The organism is Pseudomonas sp. TNT2022 ID642 (genome assembly GCF_028656995.1).
Lineage (GTDB): Bacteria > Pseudomonadota > Gammaproteobacteria > Pseudomonadales > Pseudomonadaceae > Aquipseudomonas.
This window is the reverse complement of sequence record NZ_JAMDGW010000014.1, coordinates 175,109-189,403: the sequence shown is the minus strand read 5'-3', so window position 1 is coordinate 189,403 and position 14,295 is coordinate 175,109. Positions and strand designations below refer to the sequence as shown.

The 14,295-nt window shown below is 59.0% G+C and carries 15 protein-coding genes; 6 read left to right on the top strand and 9 right to left on the bottom strand.

Going from position 1 to position 14,295, the window contains the following annotated elements; translation table 11 throughout:
- Nucleotides 1-24 precede the first annotated feature (24 nt).
- Together gudD and M5G26_RS15025 are read right to left on the bottom strand one after the other, a co-directional pair.
- A complete protein-coding gene (gudD, locus tag M5G26_RS15030; RefSeq protein ID WP_273915838.1) occupies nt 25-1,368 on the bottom strand; it encodes a glucarate dehydratase in 1,344 nt (447 codons plus the stop codon).
- Between the two features lie 24 nt (nt 1,369-1,392).
- Nucleotides 1,393-2,739, bottom strand: a complete 1,347-nt coding sequence (locus tag M5G26_RS15025; RefSeq protein WP_273915837.1) for an MFS transporter — start codon at nt 2,737-2,739, stop codon at nt 1,393-1,395.
- Between the two features lie 345 nt (nt 2,740-3,084).
- Between M5G26_RS15025 and M5G26_RS15020 the strand changes: the two genes are divergently transcribed.
- Both M5G26_RS15020 and M5G26_RS15015 read left to right on the top strand, forming a co-directional pair.
- Nucleotides 3,085-3,798, top strand: coding sequence for a FadR/GntR family transcriptional regulator (locus M5G26_RS15020; protein WP_134178302.1), 714 nt, complete (start codon nt 3,085-3,087; stop codon nt 3,796-3,798).
- Nucleotides 3,799-3,890: 92 nt separating this feature from the next.
- Nucleotides 3,891-4,124: a hypothetical protein gene (locus M5G26_RS15015; protein ID WP_038364610.1), complete on the top strand. Its 234-nt coding sequence runs from the start codon at nt 3,891-3,893 to the stop codon at nt 4,122-4,124.
- Between the two features lie 163 nt (nt 4,125-4,287).
- On the opposite strand, the gene M5G26_RS15010 is transcribed toward M5G26_RS15015, so the two are convergent.
- The gene (locus tag M5G26_RS15010) at nt 4,288-5,181 is read right to left on the bottom strand and encodes a DMT family transporter (protein WP_273915836.1); all 894 of its coding nucleotides are present in this window, start codon (nt 5,179-5,181) and stop codon (nt 4,288-4,290) included.
- Between the two features lie 101 nt (nt 5,182-5,282).
- Here M5G26_RS15010 and M5G26_RS15005 point away from each other — a divergent pair, with 101 nt between their 5' ends.
- Nucleotides 5,283-6,149: a LysR family transcriptional regulator gene (locus tag M5G26_RS15005; RefSeq protein ID WP_273915835.1), complete on the top strand. Its 867-nt coding sequence runs from the start codon at nt 5,283-5,285 to the stop codon at nt 6,147-6,149.
- 282 nt (nt 6,150-6,431) lie between these two features.
- On the opposite strand, the gene trhP is transcribed toward M5G26_RS15005, so the two are convergent.
- A complete protein-coding gene (gene trhP / locus M5G26_RS15000) occupies nt 6,432-7,763 on the bottom strand; it encodes a prephenate-dependent tRNA uridine(34) hydroxylase TrhP (RefSeq protein ID WP_273915834.1) in 1,332 nt (443 codons plus the stop codon).
- A 201-nt stretch (nt 7,764-7,964) separates the two neighbouring features.
- On the opposite strand from trhP, the gene M5G26_RS14995 reads away from it, so the two are divergent.
- Nucleotides 7,965-9,026: an AI-2E family transporter gene (locus M5G26_RS14995; protein ID WP_064389213.1), complete on the top strand. Its 1,062-nt coding sequence runs from the start codon at nt 7,965-7,967 to the stop codon at nt 9,024-9,026.
- Here the strand turns inward: M5G26_RS14995 and M5G26_RS14990 are convergent.
- The 3 genes from M5G26_RS14990 to M5G26_RS14980 all read right to left on the bottom strand — a co-directional run bounded on the left by M5G26_RS14990 (nt 9,023) and on the right by M5G26_RS14980 (nt 10,092).
- Nucleotides 9,023-9,205: a hypothetical protein gene (locus M5G26_RS14990; RefSeq protein ID WP_007917359.1), complete on the bottom strand. Its 183-nt coding sequence runs from the start codon at nt 9,203-9,205 to the stop codon at nt 9,023-9,025. The two genes, M5G26_RS14995 and M5G26_RS14990, sit on opposite strands and share 4 nt — an antisense overlap.
- A gap of 102 nt (nt 9,206-9,307) precedes the next feature.
- Nucleotides 9,308-9,502: a hypothetical protein gene (locus M5G26_RS14985; RefSeq protein ID WP_016984641.1), complete on the bottom strand. Its 195-nt coding sequence runs from the start codon at nt 9,500-9,502 to the stop codon at nt 9,308-9,310.
- 230 nt (nt 9,503-9,732) lie between these two features.
- Entirely contained in the window at nt 9,733-10,092 is a 360-nt protein-coding gene (locus M5G26_RS14980; RefSeq protein ID WP_007917357.1) for a hypothetical protein, read from the bottom strand.
- A gap of 256 nt (nt 10,093-10,348) precedes the next feature.
- Between M5G26_RS14980 and M5G26_RS14975 the strand changes: the two genes are divergently transcribed.
- Nucleotides 10,349-11,167, top strand: coding sequence for a shikimate 5-dehydrogenase (locus M5G26_RS14975; protein ID WP_273915833.1), 819 nt, complete (start codon nt 10,349-10,351; stop codon nt 11,165-11,167).
- Nucleotides 11,168-11,368: 201 nt separating this feature from the next.
- On the opposite strand, the gene M5G26_RS14970 is transcribed toward M5G26_RS14975, so the two are convergent.
- A complete protein-coding gene (locus tag M5G26_RS14970) occupies nt 11,369-12,016 on the bottom strand; it encodes a YceH family protein (protein WP_273915832.1) in 648 nt (215 codons plus the stop codon).
- Nucleotides 12,017-12,141: 125 nt separating this feature from the next.
- Here M5G26_RS14970 and M5G26_RS14965 point away from each other — a divergent pair, with 125 nt between their 5' ends.
- Nucleotides 12,142-12,651 (top strand): DUF1993 domain-containing protein, encoded by a 510-nt coding sequence (locus tag M5G26_RS14965; protein WP_007917351.1) that lies wholly within the window; start codon nt 12,142-12,144, stop codon nt 12,649-12,651.
- Between the two features lie 243 nt (nt 12,652-12,894).
- Here the strand turns inward: M5G26_RS14965 and sstT are convergent, their stop codons facing one another.
- Complete coding sequence (sstT, locus tag M5G26_RS14960) at nt 12,895-14,127, bottom strand: serine/threonine transporter SstT (RefSeq protein WP_273915831.1); 1,233 nt, start codon at nt 14,125-14,127, stop codon at nt 12,895-12,897.
- Nucleotides 14,128-14,295 lie beyond the last annotated feature (168 nt).

Below are 14,295 nucleotides of genomic sequence, written 5' to 3'. Positions count from 1 at the left end.
GCTCCTACAGTTATTAGTGAGGCATCAGCGCACCAGACACGGCCGCTTGTTATCGAATTTCCACCCCGGAATCAGAAACTGCATCGCCACGCTGTCATCGCGTGCGCCGAGGCCCATGCCTTTATATAGCTCATGAGCCTTGGCCACCTGGTCCATGTCCAGCTCGACACCCAGCCCCGGTTTCTTCGGCACCTGCACCAGACCGTCGACGATTTGCAGTGGTGCCTTGGTCAGGCGCTGGCCGTCCTGCCAGATCCAGTGGGTGTCGATCGCGGTGATCTCGCCCGGTGCGGCCGCAGCGACATGGGTGAACATCGCCAACGAAATGTCGAAGTGGTTGTTGGAATGCGAACCCCAGGTCAGCCCCCATTCATGGCACATCTGCGCCACGCGCACCGAACCCTGCATGGTCCAGAAGTGCGGGTCGGCCAGCGGGATGTCCACCGACTGCAACTGGATCGCGTGGCCCATTTCACGCCAGTCAGTGGCGATCATGTTGGTGGCGGTTTTCAGCCCCGTGGCACGGCGAAACTCGGCCATGACTTCGCGACCGGAATAACCGTTTTCCGCACCGCACGGGTCTTCGGCATAGGCCAGCACATGATGCTGGTCGCGGCACAAGCGAATGGCTTCTTTCAATGACCACGCGCCGTTCGGATCAAGGGTGATGCGCGCCTCAGGAAAGCGTTCGGCCAGCGCCGTCACCGCTTCGATTTCCGCATCGCCACTGAGCACGCCGCCCTTGAGTTTAAAGTCCTTGAAACCGTACTTGGCATGGGCCGCTTCAGCGAGGCGCACTACGGCTTCGGCAGTCATGGCCTTCTCGTGACGCACGCGGAACCAGTCATTGTCGGCGTCCGGTTCGCTGCGATAGGCGAGGTCAGTTTCGCGTTGATCACCGACATAAAACAGATAGCCGAGCATCTTCACTTCATCGCGTTGCTGGCCTTCGCCGAGCAATGCCGCCACCGGTACATCGAGATGCTGACCGAGCAGATCGAGCAGCGCGGCTTCAAGTCCGGTCACGGCGTGAATGGTGATGCGCAGGTCAAAAGTCTGCAGGCCACGGCCGCCGGCATCGCGGTCAGCGAAGGTCTGGCGCACTTGATTGAGGATCTTCTGCCAGGTGCCGATCGGACTGCCGATCACCAGGCTACGCGCATCTTCCAACGTCTGGCGAATACGTTCGCCACCGGGCACTTCACCGACGCCGGTGTGGCCGGCGTTGTCTTTGAGAATGACGATATTGCGGGTGAAAAACGGCCCGTGGGCGCCGCTCAGATTGAGCAGCATGCCGTCGTGGCCGGCCACGGGGATGACTTGCATTTCGGTGATGATCGGGGCTTTGGCGGTGTCGTGTGCAGTCATGTTTTTATCCTTTTAATAAAGAATTCAGGCGTGTTTCGGCGCGGCATCGGCCACGGCGATATCAGCAGCAGGTTTCGGCGTGGTGCGTGCGAAGAAGACAATGATCGCGGCAATGATCGAGGTCGCGGCCAGACCATAGAGGCCGCCCTGAATCGAACCGGTGTGTTCTTCGAGCAGGCCGAACGTGGTCGGCGCGACGAAACCGCCAAGGTTGCCGACCGAGTTGATCAGCGCGATCACCGCCGCCGCGATGCGGGCATCCAGATACGCCTGCGGAATTGGCCAGAAAAGCGACGATGCGGATTTGAAACCCAGCGCGGCAAAACAGATCGCGACGAAAGCAAAGATCGGCCCGCCGGTGGTGGACATGAACATCCCCGCTGCGGCAATCAACAGGGCGGTGGCGACCCACGCCTGCTGGTGTTTCCATTTGGCCGAGAACGAGGCGAAGGCGTACATGCCAATGATCGACAACAACCACGGAATCGAGTTGAACAGGCCAACCTGGAAGTCGCTCATCTCGCCCATTTTCTTGATGATGCTCGGCAGCCAGAAAGTCGCCGCGTAGATGGTCAACTGAATGAAGAAGTAGATCAGGCAGAACAGGATGATCTGGCGGTCCTTGAGCAGTTTGCCCATGGATGGCCGGATCGGCGTCGCGGCTTCGCGGGCCTTCTGTTCAGCGTCGATGGCGTTGACCAGTGAATCCTGTTCGGCGCGGCTCAGCCATTTCGCGTCGTGGGGTTTGGCGTCGAGCCAGAACCAGACGAACACGCACAGGCACACCGAGAACATCCCTTCAATGAAGTACATCCATTGCCAGCCGTGCATGCCCAACCCGTTGATTTGCAGGAGCAGACCGGACAACGGGCCGGAGATCAACGAGGCCACGGCGGAGCCGCTGAGGAAAATCGCAATCGCCTTGCCGCGTTCGGCGCCGGGCAGCCAACGGGTGAAGTAATAGATCACCCCGGGAAAGAACCCGGCCTCGGCCACGCCTAGCAAAAAGCGCAGTACATAGAAGTGGGTTTCGTTCTGGATGAACGCCATGCCGGCGGCGACCAGGCCCCAAGTGAACATGATGCGAGTCAGCCAGATGCGTGCGCCGACTTTCTGCAGCAGCATGTTGGAGGGTACTTCGAACAGCGCGTAACCGATGAAGAACAGACCGGCGCCAAAGCCATAAGCGGCGGCACCGATGCCGAGGTCATGTTCCATGTGGGTGCGGACGAAACCGATGTTCACCCGGTCAATGTAATTGACGATGAACATGATCACGAAAAGCGGCAGGACGTGGCGTTTCACTTTCGAGATGGCGGACGCGAGTGTCGAATCGACGCCCTCGTTTATCCCGGAGACGGAGGTTTTCACTTGGTTTTCTCCCACTGATTATTTTTATGCGGGGTAGGGCAGGTGCTGCGTTGTTGCTAGACATCATACAACTGAGATTTTTTGTCCTACAAGTGGGAAGTGCCGATTAATTTTATCTGGAAGGCCGGTTTCTTATGCTTTTTCGTGTTTTGTTCTAATGTTTATTGGGTTTTTAACTTTGGGGGTCGCGATCAATTTCCCCGGCTGCGCACGAGTAATCTTCAAGAGGTCCTGATTTTTTCCGATTTATTTGAATGTTGTCATACAAGTTGAGGCGCTAGAATCAATCCCGTCAGCCAGCCTCGCAATGCTACGATCGGCAAGCCCCGATCACCGGAACCGACCATGCAAGAAGACCTCGACGCTCCCGCACGCAAACGTGCGCACAACCTCGCCCATGATCTGGTGGAGAAACTCACCCAGAGCATTCTTCTTGGTCAGCTGTCGCCCGGCGACAAGCTGCCGTCGGAGAATTCCATCGTTCAGGAACACGGCGTCAGCCGTACGGTGGTGCGCGAGGCGATTTCCAAATTGCAGGCCTCCGGGTTGGTGGAGACCCGGCACGGCATCGGCACGTTTGTCATCGAGCGTGCGCCGGAGCAGGGCTTGCGCCTGAATGTCGACACGGCGCTCGGCGTGCGCAGCATTCTTGAATTGCGTCTGGGCCTGGAAACCCAAGCGGCGGCGTTGGCGGCGCAACGGCGCACGGAGCCGCAATTGCTGCAAATGCGTCAGGCGCTGGATGACTATCAACGGCTGCTCGACAACAACGACAGTTGCGTCGAGGCCGATCGACGCTTTCATCTGCTGATTGCCGAAGCCACGGGTAACGTCTGTTTCAGCGAGATCATGCAGCACCTGGGCAGTGCGATGATTCCGCGTAACCGGCTCAATGCTGCTGAACGTGGCGCGGCAGATTTGAGCAAACTCGGGCAACTGGCCCATCTGGAGCATGAGGCGATCTTGAACGCGATCAAGCGTCAGGATGCGGATGCGGCGCGGGCAGCCATGTGGCTGCACCTGACCAACAGCCGCGACCGCTTTTCCGCGCAAGGTTGAGCACCGCTGGTCTGGTCGATAGCACGCCGTCCACAGGCCTGATTCCAAGTTGTACGGCCCGGGTATTCCGGACCTCCTTGGTGAGGTGTGTCATGGCTAATGATTTGCTGTTTCAGGGTGGTGTGCTGCCAACCGATCCAACCCGGCCGATGCCTGGTACCGATGAACCGACACTGGCTGATCACGATGCACCGATGGGAATGCCCCCGGGGCGTGATCCGTTGAGCGATGCTGATCGGCCGGAGGATTGGCAGGATCCGGCGGCTGATGATGAGGATGTGCCGCCGGCGGATGAACCGACGCCGTTGTCGGATGATCGGCGCTGATCAGTGATTGGCTTTGATTAATGTGTTGTCTGGGCTGGCCCCATCGCTGGCAAGCCAGCTCCCACAGGTTATGCGGATGTACCTGAAAACTATGTTCACCATAGAACCCTGTGGGAGCTGGCTTGCCAGCGATGTCGGCATTTGCCTCAACAACAATCATTGATCAGATCGCTGCCCGAACACCCCCAATCCGCCGCTCCAGATTCAACGCCAACACACTGATCAACACCACCACCGACCCCACCAGCACCAGCAACGTCGGCCGCTCGCCCAGTCCGACCGACGCAATCCCCATCGCCGTCGGCGGTATCAGGTACAACGTCATCGTCGCCCGGCTCAAATCCACATGTTTGAGCACAAAGCCCCACGCCAGATAGGCCAGCGCACTGGGGAAAACGCCCAACGCCAACACCGCCCACTGCACTCGCAGCGGCGCATTCAGCACGGCTTGGCCCAGCCCGGGCAGATAAATCAGCAGCATCAACGTTCCCGACCACACCGCGTAACACGCCAGACTGAAGCCGTCGTAACGCCGCGCATGATGTTTTTGCAGGGCGAAGTAAACGCTCCATGAAAGCGCCGCCAGCAAGATCAGCAGTGCATGCGCATCGATATCGCCTAAGCCCTTATCGCCGCTGACCACGATCACCACGCCGACAAAACCAAGCAACACGCAGCCCCAACGCCAGGCGCTGACCTGATCCTTGAACAAGAACCGCGCCAGCAACGTGCTGAACAGCGGACTCGATTGCGCTAACACGCTGGAAGCGCCGGCACTGACGCTTTGCTGGCCGATGTTCAAAGCGACGTGGTGCAGGCTGACGGCGAAAAAACCCAGGGCAAACAACAGCGGCGCATCGCGCCAGTGCGGCAGGCGAATGCCTTTAAACACGGCGATCAGCGCCATGAACAACGACGCCAACAGAAACCGCAGCAACGCCAGATGTCCGGGGTCGTAGGCTTGCAGGCCGATGTGAATACCGGTCGGCGAATAGGCCCAGCAAGCAACGACAAACGCCATCGCCAGAAGGATTTTCAGTGGGGAAGGGTGCGGCATGATCAGGCGCTCAGTGGTGTTGATGCGCCGAGTATCCGGGTCGCCAATCATTCGCCACAACTGACTTATACTGCTCGCAATGTTCACTCAGAGTGATGGTTATGGAGCTCGCACAAATCCGTATGTTCAAGACCGTAGCCGAGCTCGGCAGCATTGCGCGGGCGGCGGAAAAGCTGTTCTGCGTGCCGTCGAACATCACTGCGCGAATCAAGGCGCTCGAGGCGGAACTGGGCGTTGCGCTGTTTCTGCGTGAGGGACGCGGGTTGCGCATCAGTCCGGCGGGGCAGACGTTTCTCGCCTATGCGGAAAAGATTCTGGCGCTGACCGCCGAGGCCAAACGTGCGGTTGATCCTTCATCCGAACCGTCCGGGCCGTTGCGCATTGGCGCGATCGAATCTTCGGCGACCGGGCGCTTGCCGCGCTTGTTGGCGAAGTTTCACCAGCGCTACCCGCAGGTGGCGCTGGAACTCACCACGGGCACTTGGGCGCAGTTGCTCGACGATACCGTCAGCCATCGCCTCGATGGCGCGATTGTCGCGGTGGATGTCGAACGTTCGCAGCTCAAGCGCACGCCGATGTATCGCGAAGAACTGCTGCTGATCGCGTCGACGTCGTTCGGGCCGGTGCGCGGCATTGAAGACCTGCAGGACAAAACCGTGTTCATGTGGCCGCAAGGTTGTCCGTATCGGGCGGCGCTGGAGCATTGGTTGTTGCGTCAGGGGCTGTCGCTGCCGATCGTCAGTCTCGCCAGTTATGGGGCGATTGTGGGTTGCGTGAGTGCCGGGGCAGGGGTGGCGCTGGTGCCCAAGGGCGTGTTCGAGCAGTACGCGAAAGGAGCCGGGTGTGTGGGGTATGAGTTTGCTGAGCTGACGGCCGTCGACAACTTGTTTTACTGGCATGAAAACGCCGGGGTGCATCCGGCGCGGGAGGCGTTTGTGGCGATGTTGCGGGAGGAGTTTGTTGCGTAAAAAAGGCTTCCCTCATCGGAACGCCGCCCGCCCAGCCCTCTCCCGGAGGGAGAGGGGGCCGACCGAGGTGTCTCGGGTTATACGCCGACCTGAATAACCGAGTCGATTATGGATTCAGCCAAGCTGAACGAGCGAGTCGATTATGGATTCGATCAAGTCCAGTGTGCTTGATCGGAAGAGTTGATTATGGATTCGGCGCAGCACGGTCAGGTCGGTGAATTTCTCCAATATCCCCCAATCGGTCCCCTCTCCCTCTGGGAGAGGGCTAGGGTGAGGGGCTTCTCAGGCACCCCGCAGATCCCGCATCAACAACCCAAACCGCAAATCCACAACCTCCGGAATCGGCAGATAAACCGTATGCCCATCCCCCGGCGCCACCTCGATCGCCTCACCCTTAACACTCTGCAACTCATGCAGATCAAAATGAAAATTGCCTGCGGGCGTCATCAATTCCAAATGATCACCCAGTGCAAAACGATTCTTCACCTTGACCTCGGCCAGCCCCTCACGCCGCTCCCCAGTCAGCTCACCCACAAATTGCTGACGCTCCGACACCGAGCTGCCATTTTGATAATTCTGGTACTCGTCATGCACATGCCGACGCAGAAAACCTTCGGTGTAGCCACGCTGCGCCAGTGACTCCAGGTCCGTCATCAGGCTGCGATCAAACTCACGCCCGGCCACCGCATCATCAATTGCCCGGCGATACACCTGGGTGGTGCGCGCGCAATAGAAGTGCGATTTGGTCCGGCCCTCGATCTTCAAGGAATGCACGCCCATGCGCGCCAGACGCTCGACGTGCTGCACCGCGCGCAGGTCCTTGGCGTTCATGATGTAAGTACCGTGCTCGTCCTCGAATGCCGGCATCAACTCGTCGGGACGATTCGCTTCCTGCAACAGAAACACCTGATCGGTGGGCGCGCCCAGACCCAGGGTCGGCTCGGGCTGGAAAGTCTGGACGATCTCGCCGAGCTGATTTTCCGTGGCCTCTTGCGCCGAGTATTTCCAGCGACAGGCGTTGGTGCAGGTGCCCTGATTGGCGTCGCGCTTGTTCATGTAACCCGACAACAGGCAGCGCCCGGAATAGGCCATGCACAGCGCTCCATGAACGAACACCTCCAGTTCCATGCCCGGCACGTGTTCGCGGATCTCGCCGATTTCTTCCAGCGACAATTCCCGCGACAGGATGATCCGGCTCACACCTTGCAGCTGCCAGAACTCGACACTCGCCCAGTTCACCGTGTTCGCCTGCACCGAGAGGTGGATCGGCATCTGCGGGAAATGCCGGCGCACCAGCATGATCAGGCCCGGGTCGGACATGATCAGTGCATCCGGCGCCATTTCGATGACCGGCGCCAGATCCTTGAGAAAGGTTTTCAATTTTGCGTTGTGCGGGGCGATGTTGACCACCACATAGAAGCGTTTGCCTTGCGCCTGGGCTTCACGAATGCCCAGCGCCAGGTTGGCGTGATCGAATTCGTTGTTGCGCACCCGCAGGCTGTAACGCGGCTGGCCGGCGTAGACCGCATCGGCGCCGTAGGCAAAGGCGTAGCGCATGTTTTTCAGGGTGCCGGCGGGAGCGAGCAGTTCGGGGGCGGCGAGGATCGAGGTCATGGCGGTGTCGGTCGCAAAAGCGCGGCAGGGTAATGCAGATCCGGACGGGATTTATTGATCTGGATCTATGCCCAGTTGCCGGTCTGATAACCGGCTCGCGCCGATCCGCAACTATGCTCCATGAATAAAGATGGCACTCGTGCACGCCGCGGCTGACTAAGCATCGGGGCGTGCATGACGCCTGACTGACATGGACCGGACATGAACGAAAAGAGTCTGCAATTCAAATCCCTGACCGTGCTGCTGGTGCTGGTCACGGTGGCCTTTATCTGGATCCTGTTGCCGTTCTACGGTGCGGTGTTCTGGGCAGTGATCCTCGGCATCCTGTTTGCGCCGATGCAACGCAAGTTGCAGGCGAAATTCGGCTGGCAACGCAACCTGACCTCGCTGTGCACGTTGAGCATCTGTCTGGTCATCGCGATTTTGCCGGTGATCATCGTCAGCGTGTTGCTGGTGCAGGAAGGGGCGACGGTCTACAAGAATATCGAAAGTGGTGAGCTGGACATTGCCGCGTATCTGGCGCAGTTCAAGCACAGCTTGCCGCCGTACTTTCAGCACTTGCTCGACCGTTTCGGCATGGGCGAACTCAATGGCCTGCGCGAGAAAATCGTCAAATCGGCGATGCAGGGCAGTCAGGTCCTGGCCACTCAAGCGTTCAGTTTTGGCCAGGGTACGTTCGAGTTCGTGGTGAGTTTCTTCATCATGCTGTATCTGCTGTTTTTCTTTCTGCGTGACGGCGCCGAACTGGCGCGCAAGGTGCGCACTGCCGTGCCACTGGAGGAAGGCCACAAGCGGCGCTTGCAGTTGAAGTTCAACCGCGTGGTACGGGCGACGGTGAAGGGCAATCTCGTGGTCGCGGTGACTCAAGGCGCGCTGGGCGGAGCGATTTTCTGGTTTCTCGACATCCCCAGCGCATTGCTCTGGGCGGTCTTGATGGGGTTTTTGTCGTTGCTGCCAGCCGTGGGCGCGGGGATTGTCTGGGCGCCGGTGGCGGTGTATTTCCTGCTCAGCGGGATGATCTGGCAGGGCGTGGTGCTGGGCTTGTTCGGGGTGTTCGTGATCGGTTTGGTGGACAACGTACTGCGTCCGATTCTGGTGGGCAAGGACACCAAAATGCCCGATTACTTGATTCTGATCTCGACCCTGGGTGGCCTGGCGGTGTTCGGCCTGAATGGCTTTGTGATCGGGCCGCTGATCGCGGCGCTGTTCATGTCGAGCTGGGCGCTCTTCGCCGAGACCAAGCCCAAGGTGCAACTACCTTAAGCGTGGAACGGCTCGCTGACGATCTTCTGCGACAGTGCCTGCGCGGCGGGCAGCGAAGTGAGCGGGCCGCTGATCGCTTCGCCGTCGCGCATCAGATACCAGCAGGCGAGCAAGCCCGATGCTCTGAGCGAGGCGGGAACGGCGCTGCCGATAACGGACATGATTTGAACCTGAGCCATGACGAGTACCTCCATCTAACAATGGAGCTACCTTAAAGATTCGCCGCTTCTACGGACAATCAACGCTTTCGATAGTGGTCATTGACGCCGTTGAGGGCTGGCTCAATCGACCACTTGATCGAGCATGTGCATGACTTCGCGCTCGTTGAGCAAGCCTTTGTGCACGAGGTTTTCCGCCAGCAGCGAAAGGAACTTGGCGCAGCGATGGCCTTCCAGGTGCTTGAGTTCGGTCAGCGCGCTGTACACCTTGCTTGAGGTGCACAGGCCGACGATGCGGTGCGGGTTTTGTGTTGGCATACAGTCGTCCTTGTTGTTATCAACCTGTTGTTTACGGACGGATTCAGATTGCGGTTCCGTCATGACAAATAGATGACCGTTTTATGGAAAAGTACATAACGGTCAATCAATCATGCCGACTTTAGCCGGTGAAACTGTCCTCACAGCGACCTTGGCGAGATTTTTTCAGACGCTCGCCGACCAACGGTCATAAAAAAGCCCCGCTGTAAAAGCGGGGCTTTGTGTGGCGATTACCAGCGTGGGCCGCCGTAATAGCCATGTGGCCGGCCATAATAACCGCGAGGCGGGCCGTAGTAGACGGGGGCCTGTTGAATGTAAACCGGTTGCTGCACGTACACCGGTGCCGGCTGGTAGTAGACCGGTGGTGGTGGCTGCTGCACGTAGACCGGTTGCGGCTGAACATAAACCGGCTGTTGTTGCACATACACCGGCCGATCCTGATTGATCAGTGCCGAGCCGATGATGGCCGAGCCGACGATCGCGCCAAACACCGCAGGGCCTTGCCAGCCGTGGCCACCACCGGCTTCTGCCTGACCTGTGACAGCGAGTGCGCCAATCAGCAAGGCCAGAATGGGGAGTTTACGAATCATGATAAGTCCTCGGTTCTTCGACCCGGCGGCAGGGCCTGCACCAGGCCCACAGTTGTCGCGGGGATACTTCTAAGACAGCGAAATTCTGAAAATCAGCACAGCCGCTGGGTAAATTTTGTGTAAGGTCTGTACCGGCTTCTTTACCGGGCCGTGCAAGGGCCACAGAACCCGTTTAAAACAGGCCTCTATGATCGTTCAGAACCCGATGGGCTGGCTAATCCCGTCTATCCGAAAGTGCGTTTGAAGGAGAAGTTTCATGCAGATGAACCCGAACAAAGACACCCAACTGTGCATGTCCCTGTCGGGGCGCCCAGGCAATTTCGGTCTGCGTTTTCATAACCATTTGTATGAACAGCTGGGCCTGAATTTCTACTACAAGGCATTCAGCAGTAAAGACCTGACCGGCGCGGTCGGCGGCATTCGCGCCTTGGGCATCCGTGGTTGCGGCGTGTCGATGCCGTTCAAAGAGGCGTGCATCGCGCTGGTCGATGAGCTGGATGCGTCGGCGGCGGCGATCCAGTCGATCAACACCATCGTCAACACCGATGGCCATCTCAAGGCTTACAACACCGATTACATCGCTGTCGCGCAGTTGCTGGAAACCCACGCGGTGCCCAAGGACTCGACCTTCGCCCTGCGTGGCAGCGGCGGCATGGCCAAAGCGGTGGCCAGTGCCCTGCGTGATGGTGGTTACAAAAACGGTTTGATTGTTGCGCGTAACGAACGCGCCGGGCGTGCGCTGGCGGATTCGCTGGGTTATCGCTGGCAGGCGGAACTGGGCGAGGAGCGCCCGCAGATGCTGATCAATGTGACGCCTGTGGGTATGGACGGCGGGCCAGAGGCGGGGCAACTGGCGTTTGAGCCTGAGGTGATCAAGGCTGCGGATACGGTGTTTGATGTGGTGGCGATTCCGTCGGAGACACCGTTGATCGTGCGGGGTCGGGCCGAGGGCAAGCGGGTGATTACCGGACTTGAGGTGATTGCGATTCAGGCGCTGGAGCAGTTTGTGCTGTACACCGGCGTGCGCCCGACTGAAGAGCAGTTTGCGGCGGCGGTGGCGTTTGCCCGGAGCTGATTGAGTGTTGTGGTGGCTGGGCGGGCCTATTCGCGAGCAGGCTCGCTCCCACAGTTGGATTTAGTCCTACACAGATTGTGTGTTCGCTATAGATCCCCTGTGGGAGCGAGACTGCTCGCGATGCGGTGTGTCATTCAAAAATGAAGTGGCTGACACAAACTCTTCGCGAGCAGGCTCGCTCCAACAGTAAAACGGAGGTGATTATTCGAGGCGGGCCAGACGCTCTTCCAGCGCCGCAATCCGCGCTTCCAGCTCTTCGATGCGCTCAACTGAAACGCCAGTGCTGGCACTGCGATCCTGCGGATTCTGCCGCGCTGCCATGATCGCCTCGCTGTCCGCCGGATCTCCGAGGGCATGGGTATAACGATCTTCACGCTGCCCGGCCTGGCGCGGAATCAACACCGCCAACCCCCGCGCAATCAAGCGCTCAAGCTGATGCACCACTTGCTCGGCATCTTCGAAATCATGCATGCGTCCGCTGCGGGTCAGCAGCTCATTGACGGTTTGCGGGCCGCGCAGAAACATCAATCCGCTGAGAATCACCTGCGCCGGCACCAGCTCCAACGCCTTGTCGACCTTGTGCTCCCAGCGGTCGGCGCGACTGCCCATGACAAGCTTGGCGAAACCGCGACCTTCCAGCGCACGCAAACTCTGCCCGACCTGACCCTGGGTCAGGTTCATCACCGGTTCGCGGCTGGTTTTCTGATTGCACGCCGTGACCAGTGCATTCAGGGTCAGCGGATAGGTTTCCGGACTGGTGGCCTGTTTCTCGATCAACGAGCCGAGGATGCGGATTTCCGTGGCATTGAGCCGTGGCTCGTCGAAGGTGGATTCTGGTTCTGTGGTCATCGCGCGTTCCCTCTGCAGTCGAAGGCGCCTAGCCTAATCCTTGCCAAACAAAAGGCAAGCCGTGTGGTCATCAAGCATGGCTATAATCGCCTCCTTGTTCCACCCAGCCACCACACGAGACTGCCATGACCATTTCCCTGTACGCCGCATCCGTCCCGGTTTTTCAACAAATGCTCAACGCTTTGAGCGATGTGCTGAAAAAGGCTGAAGCCCACGCCACCGAGAAAAACATCGACCCGAACGCGTTCCTGCAGGCCCGTCTGTTCCCGGACATGTTCCCGCTGACCCGTCAGGTGCAGATCGCCGTGGACTTCGCCAAAGGCGTTTCCTCGCGTCTGGCTGAAGTCGAAGTGCCGAAGTACGACGATACCGAAACCACCTTCGCCGAGCTGCAAGCCCTGATCGCCAAGGTTCTAGCCTACATCGGCGAGATCAAGCCAGAGCAGATCGATGGCAAGGAAGGCATCGAAATCGTCACCCGTCCGGGCACGCCGAAAGAGAAGCGCTTCAGTGGTCAGGCTTACCTGCTGACCTACGGTCTGCCGCAGTTCTTCTTCCATGTCACTACTACTTATGCGCTGCTGCGTCATAACGGTGTTGAAGTGGGCAAGCGTGATTACATGGGCGCGTTCTGATTTTTTAAGAGCCCCTCACCCTAACCCTCTCCCAGAGGGAGAGGGGACTGACCGAGTTGTTTGTTCGAGATACGCCGACCTGATCTATCGAGTCGAACTCAGGTTTTGAACAACACTCGGTCTGCCCCCTTTCCCCCTCGCCCACCTTGGGGGGAGAGGGTTGGGGTGAGGGGGGAAAAGATCTCAGCCACAAAAAAGCCCGCCAAGGTTCACACCATGGCGGGCTTTTCATTACAGCGAATATCAAGCCGTGCGTTGGGCTTTCGCTTCTTCACCCAGGCACGCCGCAGCGGTAAACAACACGTCAGTCGACGAGTTCAGCGCGGTCTCCGCCGAATCCTGCAACACGCCAATAATGAAACCGACCGCCACCACCTGCATGGCGATCTCGCTCGGAATGCCAAACAGGCTGCACGCCAACGGAATCAACAGCAACGAACCACCGGCCACGCCCGATGCGCCACACGCGCAAATGGCGGCGACAACGCTGAGCAGAATCGCCGTCGGAATATCCACGGCAATACCCAATGTATGCACGGCCGCCAGCGTCAACACGGTAATGGTGATCGCCGCACCGGCCATGTTGATGGTCGCGCCCAGCGGGATCGACACCGAATAGGTGTCTTCATGCAGGCCCAGACGTTTGCTCAACTCCAGATTCACCGGAATGTTCGCCGCCGAACTGCGAGTGAAGAACGCGGTAATGCCACTTTCACGCAGGCACTTGAGGGTCAGCGGGTACGGGTTGCGACGCAGCTTCCAGAACACGATCAGCGGGTTCATCACCAGCGCGACGAACAGCATGCAACCGAGCAGCACGGCCAGCAGGTGTGCGTAACCGATCAAGGCGCCGAAACCGGAGGTGGCCAGCGTCGAAGCCATCAGACCGAAAATACCCAGCGGTGCAAAGCGAATCACCACACGCACGATCACTGTCACGCCATTGGACAGATCACCCAGCACTTCGCGGGTGGTGTCGCCGGCATGGCGAATCGCGATGCCCATGCCGATCGCCCAGGCCAGAATGCCGATGAAGTTGGCGTTCATCAGCGCGCTGACCGGGTTGTCGACCACGCTCAACAGCAGGCTCTGCAGCACTTCGCCGATACCGCCCGGCGCCGTCACCGAAACGTTGTCGGTCGACAACACCAGGTGCGACGGGAACGCCATGCTCGCGACCACCGCCACGACTGCTGCCGCGAAGGTGCCCAGCAGATAGAGGAACAGGATCGGGCGGATATGGGTTTCCTGGCCGTGCTTGTGGTTGGCAATCGAGGCCATTACCAGCACGAACACCAGAATCGGTGCGACGGCTTTCAACGCTGAAACAAACACTTTGCCGATGAACGCCGTGCCTTTCGCCGCTTCCGGGGCAAACAGCGCCAGGGCGATACCGGCGATCAGGCCGATGAGGATCTGCGTGACCAGGCTGAGGTTCTTGAGGCGTTGCAATAGAGAAGGGGATGAAGCGGTCATAGCGGCATCTCTGATTTTTTATAGGGTGCAAGGTTGCGTAAAGCGATGGCAGAACAGGGGCAGGCCACCGCCACGAACCGAAAGTGTTGATGCGACATCAACGCCAATAAACCGGTCGTTGAACAGGCTGTACGTTTTTCAGGGCGCGGACTTTATCACAGCGTAGGC

Bases quoted from the DNA above. Each gene is read 5' to 3' on its own strand.
- trhP (WP_273915834.1), bottom strand. From the start codon at position 7,763: ATGACCTCGATCCTCGCCGCCCCCGAACTGCTCGCTCCCGCCGGCACC.
- M5G26_RS14965 (WP_007917351.1), top strand. From the start codon at position 12,142: ATGACCATTTCCCTGTACGCCGCATCCGTCCCGGTTTTTCAACAAATG.
- M5G26_RS14975 (WP_273915833.1), top strand. From the start codon at position 10,349: ATGCAGATGAACCCGAACAAAGACACCCAACTGTGCATGTCCCTGTCG.
- M5G26_RS15010 (WP_273915836.1), bottom strand. From the start codon at position 5,181: ATGCCGCACCCTTCCCCACTGAAAATCCTTCTGGCGATGGCGTTTGTC.
- M5G26_RS14980 (WP_007917357.1), bottom strand. From the start codon at position 10,092: ATGATTCGTAAACTCCCCATTCTGGCCTTGCTGATTGGCGCACTCGCT.
- M5G26_RS14995 (WP_064389213.1), top strand. From the start codon at position 7,965: ATGAACGAAAAGAGTCTGCAATTCAAATCCCTGACCGTGCTGCTGGTG.
- sstT (WP_273915831.1), bottom strand. From the start codon at position 14,127: ATGACCGCTTCATCCCCTTCTCTATTGCAACGCCTCAAGAACCTCAGC.
- gudD (WP_273915838.1), bottom strand. From the start codon at position 1,368: ATGACTGCACACGACACCGCCAAAGCCCCGATCATCACCGAAATGCAA.
- M5G26_RS15005 (WP_273915835.1), top strand. From the start codon at position 5,283: ATGGAGCTCGCACAAATCCGTATGTTCAAGACCGTAGCCGAGCTCGGC.
- M5G26_RS15020 (WP_134178302.1), top strand. From the start codon at position 3,085: ATGCAAGAAGACCTCGACGCTCCCGCACGCAAACGTGCGCACAACCTC.
- M5G26_RS14970 (WP_273915832.1), bottom strand. From the start codon at position 12,016: ATGACCACAGAACCAGAATCCACCTTCGACGAGCCACGGCTCAATGCC.
- M5G26_RS14985 (WP_016984641.1), bottom strand. From the start codon at position 9,502: ATGCCAACACAAAACCCGCACCGCATCGTCGGCCTGTGCACCTCAAGC.
- M5G26_RS14990 (WP_007917359.1), bottom strand. From the start codon at position 9,205: ATGGCTCAGGTTCAAATCATGTCCGTTATCGGCAGCGCCGTTCCCGCC.
- M5G26_RS15015 (WP_038364610.1), top strand. From the start codon at position 3,891: ATGGCTAATGATTTGCTGTTTCAGGGTGGTGTGCTGCCAACCGATCCA.